Origin of the sequence: Endozoicomonas sp. ALB091, from assembly GCF_049310265.1 — a bacterium.
Classification (GTDB): domain Bacteria; phylum Pseudomonadota; class Gammaproteobacteria; order Pseudomonadales; family Endozoicomonadaceae; genus Endozoicomonas.
In genome coordinates this window covers 436,437-454,318 of sequence record NZ_JBLYNQ010000007.1, presented here as the reverse complement: position 1 = coordinate 454,318, position 17,882 = coordinate 436,437, and the positions used below count along the sequence as shown (strand labels likewise).

Annotated in this window: 19 protein-coding genes; 9 read left to right on the top strand and 10 right to left on the bottom strand. The window is 48.7% G+C overall.

The window, feature by feature from the left end:
- Positions 1-9: 9 nt before the first annotated feature.
- Positions 10-2,502, bottom strand: a complete 2,493-nt coding sequence (locus ACO6UX_RS14100; RefSeq protein ID WP_422448581.1) for a hypothetical protein — start codon at positions 2,500-2,502, stop codon at positions 10-12.
- A gap of 57 nt (positions 2,503-2,559) precedes the next feature.
- On the opposite strand from ACO6UX_RS14100, the gene ACO6UX_RS14095 reads away from it, so the two are divergent.
- Complete coding sequence (locus tag ACO6UX_RS14095; RefSeq protein WP_422448579.1) at positions 2,560-2,793, top strand: hypothetical protein; 234 nt, start codon at positions 2,560-2,562, stop codon at positions 2,791-2,793.
- A gap of 331 nt (positions 2,794-3,124) precedes the next feature.
- Here ACO6UX_RS14095 and ACO6UX_RS14090 read toward each other — a convergent pair whose 3' ends face one another.
- A complete protein-coding gene (locus ACO6UX_RS14090; RefSeq protein WP_422448577.1) occupies positions 3,125-4,813 on the bottom strand; it encodes a hypothetical protein in 1,689 nt (562 codons plus the stop codon).
- A 461-nt stretch (positions 4,814-5,274) separates the two neighbouring features.
- Here ACO6UX_RS14090 and ACO6UX_RS14085 point away from each other — a divergent pair, with 461 nt between their 5' ends.
- Both ACO6UX_RS14085 and ACO6UX_RS14080 read left to right on the top strand, forming a co-directional pair.
- Positions 5,275-5,883 (top strand): acyl-CoA thioesterase, encoded by a 609-nt coding sequence (locus tag ACO6UX_RS14085; RefSeq protein WP_422448575.1) that lies wholly within the window; start codon positions 5,275-5,277, stop codon positions 5,881-5,883.
- Positions 5,884-6,383: 500 nt separating this feature from the next.
- Entirely contained in the window at positions 6,384-8,078 is a 1,695-nt protein-coding gene (locus ACO6UX_RS14080) for an amidase family protein (protein WP_422448573.1), read from the top strand.
- Between the two features lie 4 nt (positions 8,079-8,082).
- Here ACO6UX_RS14080 and ACO6UX_RS14075 read toward each other — a convergent pair whose 3' ends face one another.
- The 6 genes from ACO6UX_RS14075 to tnpA form a co-directional block, all read right to left on the bottom strand.
- On the bottom strand, positions 8,083-8,643 hold the full coding sequence (locus ACO6UX_RS14075) for a Smr/MutS family protein (RefSeq protein WP_422448571.1): 561 nt from the start codon (positions 8,641-8,643) through the stop codon (positions 8,083-8,085).
- Between the two features lie 337 nt (positions 8,644-8,980).
- Positions 8,981-9,868 carry a hypothetical protein gene (locus ACO6UX_RS14070; protein WP_422448569.1) on the bottom strand — a complete coding sequence of 296 codons (888 nt, stop codon included), beginning with the start codon at positions 9,866-9,868 and terminating at the stop codon, positions 8,981-8,983.
- Positions 9,869-10,321: 453 nt separating this feature from the next.
- A complete protein-coding gene (gene tnpC / locus ACO6UX_RS14065; RefSeq protein ID WP_422448567.1) occupies positions 10,322-11,323 on the bottom strand; it encodes an IS66 family transposase in 1,002 nt (333 codons plus the stop codon).
- Complete coding sequence (locus ACO6UX_RS14060; RefSeq protein ID WP_422448565.1) at positions 11,221-12,054, bottom strand: hypothetical protein; 834 nt, start codon at positions 12,052-12,054, stop codon at positions 11,221-11,223. Before ACO6UX_RS14060 ends, tnpC begins: the two co-directional genes overlap by 103 nt.
- Positions 12,055-12,090: 36 nt before the next feature.
- On the bottom strand, positions 12,091-12,459 hold the full coding sequence (gene tnpB, locus ACO6UX_RS14055) for an IS66 family insertion sequence element accessory protein TnpB (protein WP_422448563.1): 369 nt from the start codon (positions 12,457-12,459) through the stop codon (positions 12,091-12,093).
- Positions 12,456-12,788, bottom strand: a complete 333-nt coding sequence (tnpA, locus tag ACO6UX_RS14050) for an IS66 family insertion sequence element accessory protein TnpA (protein ID WP_422448561.1) — start codon at positions 12,786-12,788, stop codon at positions 12,456-12,458. Before tnpA ends, tnpB begins: the two co-directional genes overlap by 4 nt.
- Before the next feature lie 85 nt (positions 12,789-12,873).
- Between tnpA and ACO6UX_RS14045 the strand changes: the two genes are divergently transcribed.
- Positions 12,874-13,050, top strand: a complete 177-nt coding sequence (locus ACO6UX_RS14045) for a hypothetical protein (protein WP_422448559.1) — start codon at positions 12,874-12,876, stop codon at positions 13,048-13,050.
- A gap of 107 nt (positions 13,051-13,157) precedes the next feature.
- Positions 13,158-14,275 (top strand): IS3 family transposase gene (locus ACO6UX_RS14040; protein WP_422449559.1). Its coding sequence is split into 2 segments (ribosomal slippage): positions 13,158-13,389 and positions 13,389-14,275, totalling 1,119 coding nucleotides; the frame shifts between segments, so codons are not numbered across the junction.
- Between the two features lie 132 nt (positions 14,276-14,407).
- On the opposite strand, the gene ACO6UX_RS14035 is transcribed toward ACO6UX_RS14040, so the two are convergent.
- Both ACO6UX_RS14035 and ACO6UX_RS14030 read right to left on the bottom strand, forming a co-directional pair.
- Complete coding sequence (locus tag ACO6UX_RS14035) at positions 14,408-14,692, bottom strand: CopG family antitoxin (protein ID WP_422448557.1); 285 nt, start codon at positions 14,690-14,692, stop codon at positions 14,408-14,410.
- Positions 14,689-14,967, bottom strand: a complete 279-nt coding sequence (locus tag ACO6UX_RS14030; protein WP_422448555.1) for a hypothetical protein — start codon at positions 14,965-14,967, stop codon at positions 14,689-14,691. The genes ACO6UX_RS14035 and ACO6UX_RS14030 overlap by 4 nt, the downstream gene beginning before the upstream one ends.
- 560 nt (positions 14,968-15,527) lie before the next feature.
- Here ACO6UX_RS14030 and ACO6UX_RS14025 point away from each other — a divergent pair.
- The 4 genes from ACO6UX_RS14025 to ACO6UX_RS14010 are packed head-to-tail and all read left to right on the top strand — an operon-like array spanning position 15,528 to position 17,851.
- Positions 15,528-16,487 (top strand): CsgG/HfaB family protein, encoded by a 960-nt coding sequence (locus ACO6UX_RS14025; protein WP_422448553.1) that lies wholly within the window; start codon positions 15,528-15,530, stop codon positions 16,485-16,487.
- Between the two features lie 15 nt (positions 16,488-16,502).
- Entirely contained in the window at positions 16,503-16,823 is a 321-nt protein-coding gene (locus ACO6UX_RS14020; protein ID WP_422448551.1) for a hypothetical protein, read from the top strand.
- Complete coding sequence (locus ACO6UX_RS14015; RefSeq protein WP_422448549.1) at positions 16,824-17,198, top strand: DUF4810 domain-containing protein; 375 nt, start codon at positions 16,824-16,826, stop codon at positions 17,196-17,198. It abuts the gene before it with no gap.
- 2 nt (positions 17,199-17,200) lie between these two features.
- The gene (locus tag ACO6UX_RS14010; protein ID WP_422448547.1) at positions 17,201-17,851 is read left to right on the top strand and encodes a DUF799 domain-containing protein; all 651 of its coding nucleotides are present in this window, start codon (positions 17,201-17,203) and stop codon (positions 17,849-17,851) included.
- Positions 17,852-17,882: the final 31 nt, after the last annotated feature.

Here is a 17,882-nt window from a genome sequence, read left to right as displayed (position 1 = left end):
CCACTCAGCTCACAGCTGCCAATCACTGTCGAGGGCTATGGTATTTTCCCGAAGCAACAGTATCTCATCCATAACATTGGCTTCGGGGCCGGACTGTTCAAACCAGCAGCCTAAAGCATGGGACATTTTGCTACCTTTAGAAAAACTGTGCAGACACTCCAGAACCTGTTCCTCATGGATTACCTGTCCATCTACAGGTTGTTTCGTGATGCAGCAGTGTGCCATGAAGAAGAAATGCAGGCGTAAAGTCTGAACTGAACTTCTCAGGGTTTTGATGGATTGCAATACCTGCTCTGCTGACACTTTCTGGTGATTGATTGGCAGCCCATAATACATAGCCATGAATGTCAATACACATTCCAGTCGAAGTTCCTCTGCACCTTTGACCGATACGCTGTTCAAAATTTGCCAGGCCTCTTGCAGCAAACTCCGGGCTTCACCGGTTTCATGGTCCCGCTGAGATTGTTGCAGCCTTAGCATCAGATACCTGGTTTGCCTTGCAGAATGATTACCGGGGACTTCATTAAACGCTGCCAATACTTCCTGGTCATCCGGACAGGTAATGTCCAATTCCCTGGCATTCAATGCCAGCTGAGCATAAAAAATGGCTTTTTGAAGTAACCAGCCGCCGCATTCACAAACCTTAACCACCGCATCCGGTGTGACCGGCTGACCATTCAACAGCATGCCCTTCAGGCAACAATGCGCTTTGAAGCGCGCCAGCTCCAGCACAGCCCCGGTTGCCTCATAACCCTTAACTACCGCATCCGATGAGACCTGCTGACCATTCAAGGTCAGGCCCCTCAGGCAACATTCTTCCTTAAAGCGCACTAATCTCAGTTTGCCCTCGGGGCTTTCCGGGAACCCCCTGACCACTTCGTCCGTTGTAATCAGCTTGCCATTTAATGTCAGGCCTCTCAGACAACATTCCTCTTTGAAGCGCGCCAGCTCCAGTACTGCTGAAGCTGCCTGATAAGCAGAGACCACCGCTTTCGTTGAGACCTGTTGGCCGCCCAATGGCAGGCCCCTCAGGCAACATTCCGCTTTAAAGCGCGCCAGCTCCAGTGTCGCTCTGGCTGCCTGAAACCCCTTAACCACCTCTTTCGGGGTAACCTGCTGGCCATTTAATAGCAGCCCCTTCAGGCAGCATTGTTCCTTAAAGCGTGCCAGCTCCAGTGTTGCCTTGACTGCCAGATAACCCCTGACCACCTCATTCGATGTAACCTGCTGACCATTCAATGCAATGCCCCTCAGGTAACAGTATTGCTTAAAACGCGCGATTCCCAGTTTGCCTTCCGGACTATCCGGGAAATCCCTGACCACCTCATCCGGGGTGACCGGCTGGCCATTTAACGCCAGGCCTTTCAGGCAACATTGTTGCTTAAAGCGCGCCAGCTCCAGTATTGCCCTGGCTGCCTGATAATTCTTAACCACGGAATCCGGTGCGACGGGCTGGCCATTCAACGTCAGGCCCCTCAGGCAACATTCCGCTGTAAAGCGTGCCAGCTCCAGTTTTGCCCTGGCTGCCTGATAATCCCTGACCACAGCATCCGGTGAGACCTGCTGGCCGTTCAACGTCAGGCCCTTCAGGCAACATTCCGCTTTGAAGCGTCCCTGCTCCAGTGTTGCATTGACTGCCTGAAAACCCCTTAACACTTCATCCGGATTGACGAACTGGCCATTCAACACCAGGCGCTTCAGGCAACATTCTGCTTTAAAGCGTGCCTTGCCAAGTTGGCCTTCCCGACTGTCCGGGAAAGCCTTAACCACTGCATCCGGTATGACCTGCTGACCATTCAACGGCAGCCGCATCAGGCAACAGTGTTGCTTAAAGTGGGCGAGCTCCAATGTTGCGTTGGCTGCCTGATAATTCCTGGCCACCATATCTGTTGTGACTTCCCAACCATTCAGTGGCAGGTTCTGCAGGCAACACTCCGTTATGAAGCGCGCTATCCCCAGCCTGCCTTCCGGACTATCCGGGTAACTCTGAACGACCTCGTCCGGTGTGACCGGCTGTCCATTCAGCGCCAGGCCCTTCAGGCAACATTTTTGCTTGAAGCGTGCCAGGTCCAGTGTTGCGTTGGCGGTCTGATAATCCTTAACCACTGCATCCGGTGCGATTTGCTGGCCATTCAACAGCAGACCCCTGAGGCACCATTGTTCCTTAAAGTGCGCCAGCTCCAGTGTTGCCATGGCAGCCTGACAACCTCTAACCACTGCCTCCGGTGTGATCCGCCGACCATGCAACGACAACTCCCTCAGGCAACATTCCGATTTGAAGCGTGCCAGCTCCAGTGTTGCCCTGATGGCCTGATAATTCCTGAACACTGCTTCCGTCGTGACCTGCTGGCCATTTAACGGCAGGCCACTCAGGCAACATTCTTCTTTGAACCTTGCTAACCCCAGTTTGCCTTCCGGACCATCCGGGAAATACTTAACCACCATATCCGGCGTGACACTCTGGCCCTTCACCGGCATGCCCCTATGGAGACAGTGCTGCATAAAGCGTGCCAAGGCTAATTTGCACTTATTATTTCGATCCGGTTTACGGTTGAATTCTTGAATGACCTGATCCGGGGTAACTTTTCTATTGCCATGGAGAATGTTCTGCAAGCACAGTTTTTGCAGGAAGAAGCCAGGTCGAAGGGACGTTGTATCATTCCCATAGGCGTTAAGGACAACAGCCGAGGTGACTTTACGACCCTGAAATGGTTGTTTTTCCCAAAAGGCATCTTCAACGCATTTACTATCGACATGGAGCGGCGTCGTACTTCTCTGAGACTGATGGTTTGATACTTGTTTACCGTTAAATGCACTTCGGGAGCGGTGAGGAGTCCCGCTTGAACCAGCTCGTCGATCAATCGATCCCGAAGGGTAGAAAGGTGGTGCTGTTGCTCTCAGAATGAAACCTTTCAAGCATGGAATGGAAATTCCGGAATTTGACCTCAAAATAATTAATAGGTTCCATTGATGGTTTCCTTCTATCAATGACGTCCAGATTCCGCTCAGGGTGAACGGAGATTGTATTCATCAAACTCATTGGAATGTGATGTATCAGCCGAATGAGACAGCAGGAAGGCAGGAATGCGCCTTCCTTTGCTACCTGAAGTTTGTGCCCGGAAGCTCAATCACCGGGTGTCGCGCCTACAGGCTCAAAATAACGGTAAAATGTCAGTGATCTGCCATCGCGGATAAGGCTGCTCAGATAGCCCGATTTAAAGACGGGGTAGACTGCCGCCTTACCAGTAATATACCAGACGGGCATTGACGTTTTTGCCGCCAGATACAGCGGCAGCGTTTCACCGGTTGCCTGGAATTCCATAGAACCTGCCGGTTTATTGATCATAACATCCTCTATGGTTGTCAGTCCGACGGTGCTGAGTGCCAGTAGTGGGACACGGTCCTGATCTGTCATCCCTCCGGTAGTTACCGCATCCGCATAGGCCTGGTCACTGAGCTGTCCCAGCTGATCCAGGGTAATACTGCCCAGACAGGCCATATTGCTGCCACGTCCCACGGAGACAAAATGACCCACCTGGCAATGATTCAGCATGGCCTGATAGTTTTCCTCCGGGGATGCATTTTGAGTGGTCATGATCAAACGGTTTTTGATGCCTTCTTCAACCTGATGAACGGAATATCTGGGAAGCCATTTGCCAAAAGGCTGAATGAGCTTCAGGACGAAGGTGGAAGCGTCCATCCCCCTTTCACCGTCAGGGCCAATGGTGCCTTCGCCAAAGGCAAAGTAACGGTTCTCATTGTGTTCCGGCGCAACATAGTCTGACGGGTATTTTAACAGGGTATTACTCAGCTGGTTCAGATAGTTCTGGTAACTCAGGGGAATTGGCACTTGTATCACCTGATTATCCAGTTTTCCCGCAGGATCAACCGATAATTCCTCCGGGGACAGCTGGGCAGAATAAAGCCGTAACTCTGACGATTCTATCTGCCGGGATGCCGGAGGTTGATGGTTTCGCGCTGCGAAAAAGTACCTGCCACTCAGGCTGTATACCGGGGTGCCTAAAGGCAATCGCAGGTTTATGTCCTGACTTCTGACCCGGCTGGTGACGGTCAGTTTCAGTTGGTTGTCAGGATCCCGGGATGAAACGGGAAGTTCACCCGCCAGAGAGTCATCGACAAAAGCGATATGCCTTGCCTTGGTGAACTTGAGGCCAAACTCCGGACGCCACAGGGCTACCCAGCTATCTTCGGCAGACTCCAGACCTGCTGAGTCAATAGTCGTTAACTGACCAAGCACAAAGACCGGGGTATTTCTCAGAATAAGCGTACTGGATGATTTCTGGTTAGCGGCAACATTGGAAGCCTGAGCCAGATTATTGGTAAAAAATACATCACTGGGGAAAAACTGCGCATCAGCATCGGCGATGGTTATGGCCCGGGCTCTGGGGTGAAACCTCTGAAGATATTGAGTCTGCTGAACCCGCTCTAACAGCTGCTGGCGTTCAGCTTCGGTAATCAGATGGCCAGAGGCATCAAAATTATTGCTGATGGCACCAATGACCACTCTGGCAGCCGTCTGGGTGATAGAGCCGTACTGCTGTTGGTAAACGGCAAGGGCTTCGTCCACTTTCAGTTTGTTCCAGGGAGCGAGCAGCCACTCCTGCAGATTATTGTCGCCGATTTCCCATCGGACCGTTGTATCCCGGGGGTTGATTCCCTGCATTTCTGCGATGGTATGGACATCCTGCAGCCCTTTATAAACAGCGCCCTGTTGGTCAGCTTCAGGATAAGCGGCGGCGAGCGCGGTTATCCCGCAAAGGAGAGTGAAAATCAGCCATCTTGTTATTGCCATCGGTACTTCCTCAGTGAATCCAGCGTTTCATGAAGCCTCAGACAATATAGACAGATAAATGGGGAAAGGGTTGCAAATGGCGCGAAAAAAGCGGCTGCTCCCCGGAATATGGGGAGCAGGGGACCGGTTAAGGAGCTGTTCTGAAATAATGACCACACTTCTGGGTTTCAAAACTACGTTCGTCCTGAGGCTGTCGAAGGGCGTGAACTCCGGCCTCATGTATTGTGCCAATCACCCTTCGATACTTCGACAAGCTCAGCACTCAGGATGAACGGAGATCGAGTTCAAAATGTGGAAATGATTTCGTAACAATTCCTAAATCGACCTGCTCAGGTCAATATCCCTGGACTGGCCAGAGTAATAGAGCCTGGCTCGGTGCTGGCAATCAACTTACCTCGACGGATAGAGAGGATGACCGAAGCCTGGCGGCACACCTTATCAAAAGCGTATTCAGAGAGAAGGTGAGTAGAAAGGCCGGTTTTACAGCCCATCCAGGTGAGACCTGGCGTGTAGGCACCGAGCAGAAGGTTACCGATCTGTTGTTAATTACCCGAATTCCCTTTATGGTTGCACGCGCATTCCTGTTAAATGCACACAATAATAGAAAGAAAAAAGGAGTAATTACTGTGGAGCACCTGCTGGAAGACTATACCGTTATCACTGAGATACCCGTAGCCTGGGGGGATATGGATGCCCTTCAGCATGTCAATAATGTCGTGTATTTCCGTTATTTTGAATCAGCCCGGATCGATTATTTCGGCAAAATGCAGATGATGGAAAAAGCGAAAGGCAGTGGTATTGGCCCGGTGATCAGTCATACCCAATGCTTTTACAAGGTTCCGGTTACCTATCCAGACACCTTGCTGGTGGGCTCAAGAGTTCGTGATGTGCAGGAAGACCGTTTTACCATGGAGTATGCGATTTTCAGTAAAAGCCTGAACAAAGTGACCACAACCGGTACCGCAACGGGCGTTATGTTTAACTTTTTGACCAATCGCAAGACCAGTATTCCAGAGGAAGTGAAAGCCCATATTCAGACAATTGAAGCGGGCGGGATAGCAAGTAGCTAACTTCATCGAACTTTTTCAAAGTTCACAGGGCAAAATCTGGGATATTGGCAATGAACTAATGTTACTGTTCATTGTCCGAACTTTGGCGAAAAAATTTTTGGTATACAGGCTGGACTGTTGCCCGGTCTGGTCAGTGGACTGGAACAGACAAGTTCCCTGTTTAACCCGCATCGTTATTGTATTCGTTTTATCAGAAGACAGACTGATTGGGTGCAACGCTGGGAGCGACGGTTCAGTTTTCATCATGTGTGGCTTCATTCACATGACAGTTATTTCATACTTATTCACTTCAGGGATAGCACACACATAGATACTTAAGCAGACATATAGAAGATGGGGTCAAAATGGATGCGTCAACTGCACTATCAGCATCGAAGTCAGCAGCTCTTGCATGTGAGTTCTGTTCACAATCAAAGGCTAATGACTCCGGGTTCTTCTGCCATCGTATAATTAAACAATACCCTCAATGCCGGGCTGAGAATCTGGTTCCTTCGGGCCGCATGAACAAAGGGCCTTTTCTGAAATATGTTCTTGAACGAATGTCCCGTTTTGAAATCGTTACACCGATTATGCGGTTTATTTCCGGATTATCGAATTCAATGCCCGAAAGAGTGACGTTCAGTGATCAGAGGATAAACCAGGCGAGTTCGGATAGTGCTGTTACGTCTCGGGCCGCTGGTGATGAAGAGACAATAAACGACAATGAATATCTGCAATTGTTATCTGAAATCAAGCCTGACCGGGAGCCTGATAGCCATCTGGATAAGCCACTGTCTGACTGGTGTGGCGTTAATGCTGAGAATATGTCAGATGCTATTAAAAAAGCCTGCCAATCAGATCAACTATCAGAGTCAGAGAGAGGGTGTATCAGCGAACAGGGTATTTTTGAGCAGCCGTTGCAAGCCGCTGATTTCCAACATAATAAAATACCCGTTTCGGTCAAGGCTGAATTTCACTTAAAGGGGATGACAGCAACCCATGGAATGAAAGGGAATGGTGTTAAGCAAACGGTAACCACAAGGTTTCTCGATATGCTTGGTGCTTCTGATGAATTTTGCCTGCTGCAAACCAACACCCAGCATGCACTGGGTGCCGGTGCCAGTGGTATCAATCCCAAAGATGGTCCTTTGGCTAATACCTATCTGGGGAAAAATGGCCGACCTAAAATTCCCGGTGGTTCCACTTCTGGTGGTGCCGTTGCGGTCAGCAGTGGTCTGTTGCCCATTGCCATCGGCAGTGATGGTGGTGGTTCTGTCCGCATACCCGCGGCAGCAACGGGCATTGTCGGGGGGAAGTGTGGCAAGGAAGAAAGTCGTGCTGAATCGTTTCTTGATCAGACAGGGGGAGCCTATAAAGATAACCCGGAGTCAATGGTAGAGTCAGGAATTTTAGGACTTAAGGTGGGCGATATTGCAAAGGCGTTTCTGGCGTCCAGCAGTGTCAGACCAGATAAACGCTGTTTGGACTACCAGAAGCTGGGTGTGGCGATTGATCTGGATGCCATGGGCATTGCCAATCCGGCCGTTGCAGAAAAATGCCAGCAGGCCATTGGCTGCTGGCAGAGTAAATATGGCAAGGCCAGAAATGTGCAGGAAGTCCACCTTATGGATCTTGAGAACTCTCCCGGGAATGCCAGGGCACTGGCCCTGTCCCATGTGGTACTTTTTGGCTCTGAAGAACTGCAAGCCTTTAATTCAACCGCGTTATCGGATGATCAACGGAACCAGGCCGATCCGGAACTCAAGCTGAATATGAATTTGGCCAAATCGTTTACTGATCGGATGAAGCGCGTTGCCAGAGAAAACCGTGCGCAATTCAAACAGCACCTTAAATCACTCAAAGATCGAGGCGTTGACGTTATTCTGATGCCCACGATTCCCGAAGTGAGCAGAGATATTATCAGGGGCGAAAAACAATACGGTATGGCTGACTTACGGAGTTCATTGCAGTTGAGTCAGCTCACCAGTCTGGCCAACTTGCTTGATGTGCCTGCAATTACTCTGCCTGTTGGCCATGATAAAGTTCATGGTATGCCTGTCGGACTAACCCTGATGAGTACTTCGGAAGATGACTGCAACCTTTACCATTTTATGCCGTTGGCAAAAGAGTTTGAAAATGTAACCCGGGAACGTAATGAGCTGAGAATGAAAAAACCGGCCATCTATTTTGGTGACTATCTGCACCGGGAAAGTTAGCGGTTTATTTCCTCTTCAGCAGAACCAGAACAGAACCGGTGCCACCTTCGGAAGGCGGGGCAGAACAAAATGCCAGAACATCCGGTATCTGTTTTAACCAGTGATTGGTATGGCTCTTTAACGTCGATTGTCGTTCTTTGCTGCGGTGAGACTTACCATGAATGATGCGTACACAGGTCAGCCCACGGTAGCGGGAAACCTGAATGAACTCATGGATAAGATCTCTGGCTTCATCAATCTTATAGCCATGCAGATCCACTTGAAACTGAACCGGGATCGTCCCCTGACGCAGTTGCCTGAGCCTTGTGGTCTGGATTCCGGGCTGAGAGTATTCAATAAACTGTTCAGGATCGACAGGCTCAATCCAGGCGTCAGAGAGTGCAGCACCAGAGGATGGCTTGTCCAGCTCGGCAGCCTTGCGGCGAGCCCTTAGAGTGCTTTGTGGAATATCTGAATTCGTCTTGCGATGGATGCCAGAATGCGTCTTGTTGCCTTTTTTGCCAACCAATGGTTGTACATCCCTCATGGCTTCCTGAAAGCTTTGCTCGTCATCTCGCTCTGGCATAAAAATGGCTACTTATCGCTGAGTACGGTGGTTAACAGTTAACCGGAAAGGTATTGTACTAATTGTGCCAGTATCATCAAACCACTTGAGAGTAGTTTCTGGTTGAGATGTTTTGTTAAAGTGACTCATTGAATTATCGGACTATTGAAGTTAGCACAAATAACAATGAACCTTATCTTGACAGCCATTTGATTGGATGGCGTGCCTTGATTGCCCAAAATACGAAAACCGGCACGGCGGGATACCGTCGCACAGTTGAAATAAAAAGCAACGAGCGCAACAAGTCCTGCTAGTAAGAGATTTCTAAATGGACTTGAATTCAAGTTGAAACCAAATTTTATTTTTTTGCTTTATTTGATTCTATTATAAAGGTTGCAGCTTGCTTACCAGCGACTTTTGCTTGTTCTACATCACCGAAAATCTTGAAGGCCTTTTGGTAAGCCTTCTGGTAAGCCTTCTGGTAAGCCTTCCCTATTTCGGACTGTGCCCAGGCCCGTTTGGCAGCCTTCCCTTTCTCGGACTGTCCATAAGCCTTCCCTTTCTCTGACTGTGCCCAAGCTCGTTTGGCAGCCTTCCCTTTCTCGGACTGTTCGTAAGCTCGTCTGGCAGCTTTCCCTTTCTCGGACTGACTGTAAGTTCGTTTGGTAGCCTTCCCTTTCTCGGACAGTCTGTAAGCTTTTTGGGTAGCCTTATACTTCTCGGACTTACGGTAAGCTTTCTGATAAGCCTTCCGTTGCTCGGACTGTTCTGAAGCCTTCCCTTTCTTGGACTGATCGTGGGCTGCTGCGGGTGTGGGGTGTAGGGGTTCACCAGAACCGGACAATTCAGGTGCTTTAAACTCAATAATTTTCGTTATGGCTTTCTTTTGTGTGTCTTTATTCAACGGACCAGCAACAGCAATTGGACGTGATGATGGCTGAGAAAGATCAGCTAACAAACTTTCCCGGGGGAATTGCTGAGCTATTTGTTGAGAGTTTGTTGAGGTTAAATCTGTGGATGCAAAATCATTATCAACAGATTCACTGGCTGAGTCACAACCTGAAATTTCATCAAGGTTTTCTGGTGATAATTCAGGAGGCACTAATTCGCTTGCAGTGGGTGGTAAAAGAGAAATTGAAAAATCATTAATCGAACGTGGAGAAGATGGTGTGTTCTGACTTATTACTACCTCATTTAAATATCCGTGACGGTATGGACCCAGTATCTGCGTATAATAGCCGACCATCCTTGGCTGTAAACTGGTAACACAACAAGGTGGTATAAAAGGTGTCTCTGCAGAATCCTGTAGACAGGAATCAACAGAAACGAACGTTGACTCTAAGTTAAGTCTATTCATTGAACTATTGAACTATTGAATTACAGATTAAGACCACTCTTTTGTATTAAAGTTTCTCCGTTACACCAGCCAGCTTGCCACGACGTTTATATATTCACCGTCGTATTGATAGATTTCAACGTTAGAAATCTTATAAAAGTTCAACAGATTAGAACGCATAAAAATTTTTTTATTTCGGCAAATGTTGTACTTTCAAATGGATATTTCCTGACTTTATAGTCATCAAGTTCTGGCAGTCATGGCGTGTATTGTCATGACAGAATATCTCCAGGTTCCCCATATTAAGTACAGAAACGTAAACGCCAATTTAACCAGCGTAATAGCCAACCCCGCCGGATCGGCTTATTCTTGAGATGCCTTCACTGCCCAGGGTAGAAGCTGCTCCAGTTTCTCAACCGTTTCGGCATAAGGCAGTTCTTTTAAAATGTGGTTCAGGTATTCAAAAGGCTCCAGCCCATTGGCTTTTGCACTTTCGATCAGGCTGTAAAAGATGGCACTGGCCCTTGCACCGTTTGGTGTATCGGCAAAGAGCCAGTTTTTGCGGCCAATAGTAAAGGGGCGGATTGCATTTTCCGCCGCTGCATTGCTTATATTAAGGTCGCCATCTTCACAGTACACGACCAGTTTCGGCCACTGGTTCAGCGCATAACTCATGGCTTTATGAGTCAGGCTGTCAGGTACCAGCCTGGTAATGTTTTTCTGCAACCACTGGTGAAGATCATCCAGCAGAGGCTTGCTCTCCTGTTGACGGCGAGCCAGTTTTTCCGCTGCAGGTGCCCCCCTGACACCTTCTTCGATGGCGTACAGCTTGCGGATTTTGGCCAGCGCAACATCAGCCTTGCTGACTTTGCTGTTGTTCACCTTTTTGCCCGGTTTGGCTTCGCCTTTTTTGGCATCGGTGAACTTGCGGCGCACATGGTCAAAACAGCCAACCTGGGTAATGCCTTCTTGCTTGCACACAGCACTGTAACTGGCATAGCCGTCAGTTTGCAGGTAACCGCTGAACCCTTCGAACAGGCGCAGGGGAACCTCCTTGCCCCGGGAAGGATCGTAATGGAACAACACCGCCGGTTGCCCCGGTGGGCCACCCAGGGTCACCCACATGTACTTATCCGAGTGGATGGCCTTACTGAGTTCCTTGAGTACCTGGATCCGGGTTTCATCAGCATTCATGATGTGCCCGGCCCGCTGATGGTCTGCCATCAGGTTGATCAGGGGCTGCAGTTGCAGGGACAACCGGATCAGCCAGTTGGCCATGGTCGTCCGGGTAATGGAGCCGCCATAGCGTGCCAGTATTTTTTCCTGCCGGTACAATGGCAGGGTGCGGCCGGCCAGGCGTCGCAATATTTGGCAATGATGATCCAGGCCAGCATGCTGACGGTCACTGCGGATTTGGGAATGGGATGTTTGGGTAGCTCCGCCGCCTTGATAACGCGTTTTTCCTGCGATGCCTCTCCCGGCTCAGCTTTCTCAAGAAATACCGCTTTCTCTTGCAGAATCTCTTTCACCTGAACCCGGGCTGGAATGATATCCAGCTCTTCCCGGACTTTGGTGAAGAAGGTCTCAATAGCACCCTGCTTCTCTTCCGGGGGCAGCTCAATACGTTCCTGCACCCTCGGCAGTGCCGGTGACAGCGGTGTACGTCCCTTGCGTTTCTTGCGGGGCTTTGGGCTTTCCCCTGTTTCCGGTTCTTCCTCATTCAGGGCGTCTTCTTCAGCCGGGTCAGCACCACAATCGGCTAACTCCGCTTCATTGAAGATTTCGCCCTGGCCACTGAACTTTTCAGAACTGTGGCCATAGAGGCGGGCACGTTCCAGACGCAGGTATTCTTCCAGAATGGCAATGCGTTTTTTCTGTTCTTCTATGACGATGGACTTTTTCTGGATAATGTCGTCTTTCTCAAGAAGAGCATTGTCTTTTTCAAGAAGGGCGCTGTCTTTTTCAAGAATGACACCGTTGATGGTCTGGATGGCCTCAAGCAAGGCCTCCAGATCCAGGGCTGTTCCAGCATTTCCGACCAGTAAACTCAAGGCGGATTTTGGCTGATGACTGACGGTATCAATGAGTGATTTCATGGCCGTCATTTTACCATAACTGTCTGAGTTTTCAGACTAAAAACAGCTATCATAATGCCTTTTTTTATGGGGTTTCATGGCATTAAGATTGTAGCCATCCAGCAACCAATTGAGCTGCTGGCCCGTTAAGGTTATCAGCTCGTCATCGGGTTTGGGCCAGTGAAATTTATCGTCTGCCAGGCTCTTGTAATAAAGTACAAAGCCATTGTCTTCCCAGAACAGGCATTTGATTTTATTGCGGTGGCGATTAGTGAAGGCATAGAGATGGCCGTCAAAAGGATTATGCCCAAGCTCCTGCTCGACCAGGACCGCCAGCCCCTTGAAGGACTTTCGAAAATCGATGGGATCCCGGTAAAGGTAGACCGCAGGCAAAGTGGACGACGGGCGCATGACAGGCTGATTCATTGCAGTAACCCGATCAATTGTCCAGCCAGGGTCAGATTATTGTGGTCAATACCAGAAACACTCAAACCATTAGGCAGTGAGACTGTTAAGACTGAGGATGCCTGGCCAGTTTGATCCTGACGCTGAGCCAGTGACACAGGTACAAAGGCTGTACGGGTATTTGATGATGAAGCAGGCGCGTTCCCGGCCCACAGCTTCTTTTTCCAATAACCAAGCTGTGATGGTCTGACGCCGTTTTGTCGGCACCAGGCTTTTTGGCTAAGCCCGGAGTCATGCCAGGCTTCGATCCGTTGCAGCCATTGTTCTTTAGTGGTTTCTGGGGTGGTCATCGGAGCCTCCATGTAATCAGAGGCTTTATGATCCACGATCAAATCTCACCGGGGTAGGACGTGGGTTATTTTGGCGGTTACGGTTATGGTTCTGCCTCAGGGTAAATTTCGTGATCTGCTCATGGCCAATTCCGCGGATCGGGAAAAGATTTTCGGCCAATTATTTCAAACCCAGATCTACAAAAAGATTGAAGAAAGGCTGAAGCAAAAAGCAGCAGATATCCGTGCTAAAAAAAGAGACCATGAAAGTGAAGTGGTTTAATGACTTAGGACACCTCGTTAAGCACAATAGTACCATTGATGACGAGGTAGAAAGTGACAAAGCAGCGTAAGAATTATTCTCCGGAATTTAAGCGTAAAGCCATTGCTATGGTAGTTGAACAGGGGCAGGCTGCTACAGAAGTGGCCAGAAGTCTTGGTATCCATGATGGTAACCTAAGACGCTGGGTACGTGAGCAGAATGAAAAAAAGGAAATGTCTTTTCCTGGCAAAGGGCAGCAAGCTCTGACGCCTGATCAACAGCGAATAAAAGAGCTGGAAGCTGAAAATCGCCAGTTGAAAATGGAGCAGGAAATCCTAAAAAAGGCGACGGCCTTCTTCGCGAAAGAACTGTTGTAAGGTTTGCATTCATACAACAGGAGAAGGTGGTCTATCCGGTGCAGGTACTCTGCAAAGTGATGCAAGTGGGGCGCAGTGGCTTTTACCGCTGGCAGAAACAACAGACTCAGCAGGAGAACTCCAGGGCTGAACAGTTCCGCCTGGAGGCTGATGCGCAGCAGATTTTTGTCGACTCTGATCGCTCATATGGCAGCCGAAGAATGGCAAAAGCACTGCGAAGCAAGGGTTACAGCATAGGTCGCCATCAGGCAACAACACTGATGAAACGGTTGGGGCTGGTCGTGAAGTATGCGAAAAAATTCAAGGTGACGACGAATAGCAGGCACAAGTTTCCAGTTGCAGAAAATCTCCTGAACAGGGAGTTTGCAGTCACGAAGGCGAATAAGGTCTATACGACAGATATTACTTATTTATGGACTCGCGAGGGATGGTTGTATCTGGCAGTGGTTATGGACCTCTATTCAAGGAAAATCGTGGGCTGGTCAATGAACAGTCGCATGACTACAGAACTGCCGTTAGAGGCGTTGAGAATGGCGTGGTGGAGTCGTAAGCCTGGCCTGGGAGTACTCCACCATTCAGATCAAGGGAGTCAGTATGCTTCTCTGGACTATCAGGCTCAGCTCAGAGAGTACGGCATGATCTGCAGTATGAGCCGTAAGGGAAACTGCTGGGATAATGCGGTGACCGAACGTTTCTTTGGAAGTCTGAAAAGGGAAAGGACTGACCATTATATTTTCGAAACAAGAGCAGATGTTGAAGCAGCGGTTGTTGATTACATTTTGTTCTACAACAACCGCAGACTTCATTCCTATCTTGATTACGTGAGCCCTGTGGACTTTGAGCAACAGGAATTCAGTAAAGCGGCTTAATCAGGTGTCCATTTTTACTTGACCACTACAGTAATGCCTGGTTAGTCATTTAGCGGTTCTTGCGTGTTGCATGTTTGGTCATCAATTTTATCCGCTGCCATAGGGAAGCGGAGGGATCGGGAGTCAGCATAATCAGGATCGGGAAGACACATCCAGCAACGAGCCAGACAGGTACTTGTGAATAATGCTGGAGACCAGCGTCTGGTAGGGAATACCTTCACGCTGGGCACGGGACTGAATGGCCAGCAGGTCACGTTGGGAGATACGGATATTGATGCGCTTATCCTTTTTAAAACTCTCGCTAGCAACACTCTCTAGTGCCGCTTTGCGTTCCGGGGTCAGGGTAGACTCATAATCCCCCGCTTCAAAGGCGTCCAGAAGTGCCTGTTCCTCTTGATCCAGCTTGTTTTTTTTCATGAATCACCTCCCAGGTAATCGCGGGTAAACTTTCGGCTCGGTATCAGGGTTTTCAAGAAAATCTCCTTTTCATTCTCTACATAAGGCACCAGCCAGACATAGCCCTGCACATTGACCACAAACACCCGCTGGTGAGGATAGTCCACCGTATTAGGGTGGGTGATATCATCAAGCAGGTCGCCGCTTTGGATATGAAAGATAATCTCTTCAAAGGATTTATCCCGCTGACTTATCAGCTGCTGATTCTTGTCAGGGTTCCAGTTAAAGCATTTCATAGGGTTAGTATAGTGAATGTGTGCATTTTGTCATCATATGGTTAGCAAGCCACGTTATCCAGTAAATCCAGTTCCACCTTTAGAATATCCTCAATTCAAGATTCAAGACCCTACCCGGGTTCTCCGACCCGAGTTTTCCGACCCCGGTTTTCTTATAACCCGATTACGCCAGATAATAGGGAAAAATCATGAAATCCCCCGAAGCCATTGGGCTCAATGGCTTCGGGGGATTTCATGATTTTTCCCTAGTTGCGGTCTCTTGCCTTAGAGTTGTTCGGGTTAATAATAGTACGTTTGTTTATTTTTACTTGAAAGGATAGCTTTTCGCAAAGACGCTACCGCCCGTGGGTTGTACCACAGCCTTTTATTGACTGTGGGGAGCAGGGTCCCAGATAGCTTTGTGTGAAATTTTCGATAATTCTTGGATAGTACGATTGTACATTTACAGGTGATATGCGTGATTTCCGTTGCACTTGATTTTGATATAACTGCTCGTAATAATCTTGTAAAATTTTTGCCAGATATATTTCCGTACCCCTGACATTGAAAGTTTTCCAGATATGAAAAAAATAGCTACCGTTGCCGTCGCTCTTGCTCTGGCTGGTTGCGCAACGCAGACACCGCATGTGGCAGTTAAAGAAGCACCTGTAAGTCAGGAGCAACAGATTGCGGCTCAAAAAAAGGCGACAGAATTGGCCCAAAGGCAGGCGCTCTCTCTTAAGCGAAAAATCGCCATTGGCAGGATGACTAACGAAACCAATTATGGCCGTTCGCTGTTGCGTGATGATCATATGGACCCTTTGGGCAAACAGTTGAGTGATATGCTCTCAACCCGTTTGATTAATTCCGGTAATTTTGTGGTTTTTGAGCGTCCGGACCTTTCACGTATAGAACAAGAGAGACAGATGTTCGGTGCGGGTGGTGAGCTGGTGGGTGTGGATACGCTGGTTGTTGGTTCCCTGACAGAGTTTGGCCGGAATGTCACCGGAGAAAGCGGGTTTCTCAGTAGTACCAAAACCCAGTTAGCCCATGCAAAAGTTGAATTGCGACTGGTGGATGTGAACACCGGGCAGGCTTTCTTCTCTGCCTCGGGGGCTGGTGAAGCAACGCTGGAAAGTGCATCAGTTGCCGGTTTTGGCTCCCGTGCTGCTTACGACGGTACATTAACTGATAAAGCGATTGCCGCAGCCATTAGCGAAGTGATCGATGACATGATCCAGAAAATGATGGAGCGACCCTGGAAGACCTATATCCTCGATGTTGTTGATGGACAGATTTTCATCAGTGGTGGTCAGAGTCAGGGACTTTCTGCAGGAAAGCAGCTGCGTGTGATGACTGCCGGGAAAAAGATTAAATCCAAACAAACTGGCTTTACTGTCACCCTACCGGGTGCTGAGGTAGCCAGAGTTGAAGTGATATCAACGTTTGGTGATAACGAAAATAATGAAGGCAGTGTCGTGCGAGTGATCAGCGGATCATTAGACGGCCACAGTCTGGATAAACTGGAAATTGTTGAATAAATGGGGCTGTTCAGAATGTTTAAGTTTTCTACATTATTTGCTGTTTTCATGTCCTTTGTTGTCCTTACGGGGTGTGTTAATACGCCGACAGAAAATGTTCAGGCGTTGGATGACCGGCCGTTCATTATGTTTACTGATGCCAGACAGGGTGATTTGGTAATACTGGATGGAATTCAAATGGGAGCTGCGGCTCAATTCTCTGCTGGAAAATCAGGGTTGCGTATTGAGGCTGGAACCCATTTTCTGGAAATACAACGGTCAGGTAAGACGGTTCTAAGTGAGAAGTTCTACGTGGCTGAAGGCGTCAGTAAGACATTTGCGATCGGTGGCTATTAAATGTTGAACGTAAAAAAACTAATCACGGTGGCGGTAGTTTCCGGTTCTCTGTTCCTGGCTGGGTGTCAGACCAATCAGGGGTTGTATCATTGGGGTGAGTACGAATCCGGGCTTTATGGTTATTACAAAGACCCTGCTGAGCTGGCGGTGTTGTCTGAGCAATTGCTGCAGGCGATAGAAGAGGCTAATGGTCGTGTAGCACCGGGTATGTATGCGGAGTATGGAACCCTGATGTTGCAACAGGGTAAAACCGATGAAGCTGTTATTTACTACACCAGAGAGAGGGATCTCTGGCCTGAAAGTCGCCATCTTATGGATGCCATGATTAATAACCTGACGAGTAAGCCAAAGGCTGACGGCCAGAAGGACAGTTAACAATGATTACCAATGTGAAAAAATGGCTGACTATACTGGGTGTCAGCTTGTTAGCTGGCTGTGCTGCCCAGGCCCCAAAGGTTGATTTCAGTGCTTTTCAGCAGGCGAACCCCAGCTCATTACTGGTTGTACCGGTTGTTAATGAGTCTGTTGACGTTGATGCGCCAAATTACTTCCTGTCCACCATTTCTGTGCCATTAGCCGAGAAAGGGTACTATGTTTTTCCGGTGAATACGGTAAAGACGGTTCTGGAAGGTGAAGGGCTTTACGATGCCGATCTGGTTCACTCGGCCGACCCGGTTCAACTGGGTAATATGTTTGGTGCTGACGCCATTTTGTATGTGACCATTAATAAGTGGGATGCACAGTATATTGTTTTGAGCACAACCGTGACGGTCAGCTTTACCTACCGTATTGTCAGTGGTAAGACCGGTGAGGAATTATGGACTGCCAATAAAACCATGCAGTACACACCGCAACAGAATAACTCTTCTGGTAATCCTCTGGCTGATTTGGTGGTGATGGCTGTTTCTGCTGCAATTACCAGGGCTGCTCCTAATTATTTGCCTTTGACACAGCAGGCTAATTATCAGGTTCTGTATCTGGATCCGACGAAATTACCAAACGGTCCTTACCTGAAGCCCAAGTCCTGAGTTATTGGGCAGCTTCTGTTAACCGAGTTTT

Bases quoted from the DNA above. Each gene is read 5' to 3' on its own strand.
- ACO6UX_RS14100 (WP_422448581.1), bottom strand. From the start codon at position 2,502: ATGCAGCACTGTCTCCATAGGGGCATGCCGGTGAAGGGCCAGAGTGTC.
- ACO6UX_RS14090 (WP_422448577.1), bottom strand. From the start codon at position 4,813: ATGGCAATAACAAGATGGCTGATTTTCACTCTCCTTTGCGGGATAACC.
- ACO6UX_RS14080 (WP_422448573.1), top strand. From the start codon at position 6,384: ATGAACAAAGGGCCTTTTCTGAAATATGTTCTTGAACGAATGTCCCGT.
- ACO6UX_RS14075 (WP_422448571.1), bottom strand. From the start codon at position 8,643: ATGCCAGAGCGAGATGACGAGCAAAGCTTTCAGGAAGCCATGAGGGAT.
- ACO6UX_RS14070 (WP_422448569.1), bottom strand. From the start codon at position 9,868: ATGGTCGGCTATTATACGCAGATACTGGGTCCATACCGTCACGGATAT.
- ACO6UX_RS14060 (WP_422448565.1), bottom strand. From the start codon at position 12,054: ATGAAATCACTCATTGATACCGTCAGTCATCAGCCAAAATCCGCCTTG.
- tnpB (WP_422448563.1), bottom strand. From the start codon at position 12,459: ATGAATCAGCCTGTCATGCGCCCGTCGTCCACTTTGCCTGCGGTCTAC.
- tnpA (WP_422448561.1), bottom strand. From the start codon at position 12,788: ATGACCACCCCAGAAACCACTAAAGAACAATGGCTGCAACGGATCGAA.
- ACO6UX_RS14045 (WP_422448559.1), top strand. From the start codon at position 12,874: ATGGTTCTGCCTCAGGGTAAATTTCGTGATCTGCTCATGGCCAATTCC.
- ACO6UX_RS14035 (WP_422448557.1), bottom strand. From the start codon at position 14,692: ATGAAAAAAAACAAGCTGGATCAAGAGGAACAGGCACTTCTGGACGCC.
- ACO6UX_RS14030 (WP_422448555.1), bottom strand. From the start codon at position 14,967: ATGAAATGCTTTAACTGGAACCCTGACAAGAATCAGCAGCTGATAAGT.
- ACO6UX_RS14025 (WP_422448553.1), top strand. From the start codon at position 15,528: ATGAAAAAAATAGCTACCGTTGCCGTCGCTCTTGCTCTGGCTGGTTGC.
- ACO6UX_RS14020 (WP_422448551.1), top strand. From the start codon at position 16,503: ATGTTTAAGTTTTCTACATTATTTGCTGTTTTCATGTCCTTTGTTGTC.
- ACO6UX_RS14015 (WP_422448549.1), top strand. From the start codon at position 16,824: ATGTTGAACGTAAAAAAACTAATCACGGTGGCGGTAGTTTCCGGTTCT.
- ACO6UX_RS14010 (WP_422448547.1), top strand. From the start codon at position 17,201: ATGATTACCAATGTGAAAAAATGGCTGACTATACTGGGTGTCAGCTTG.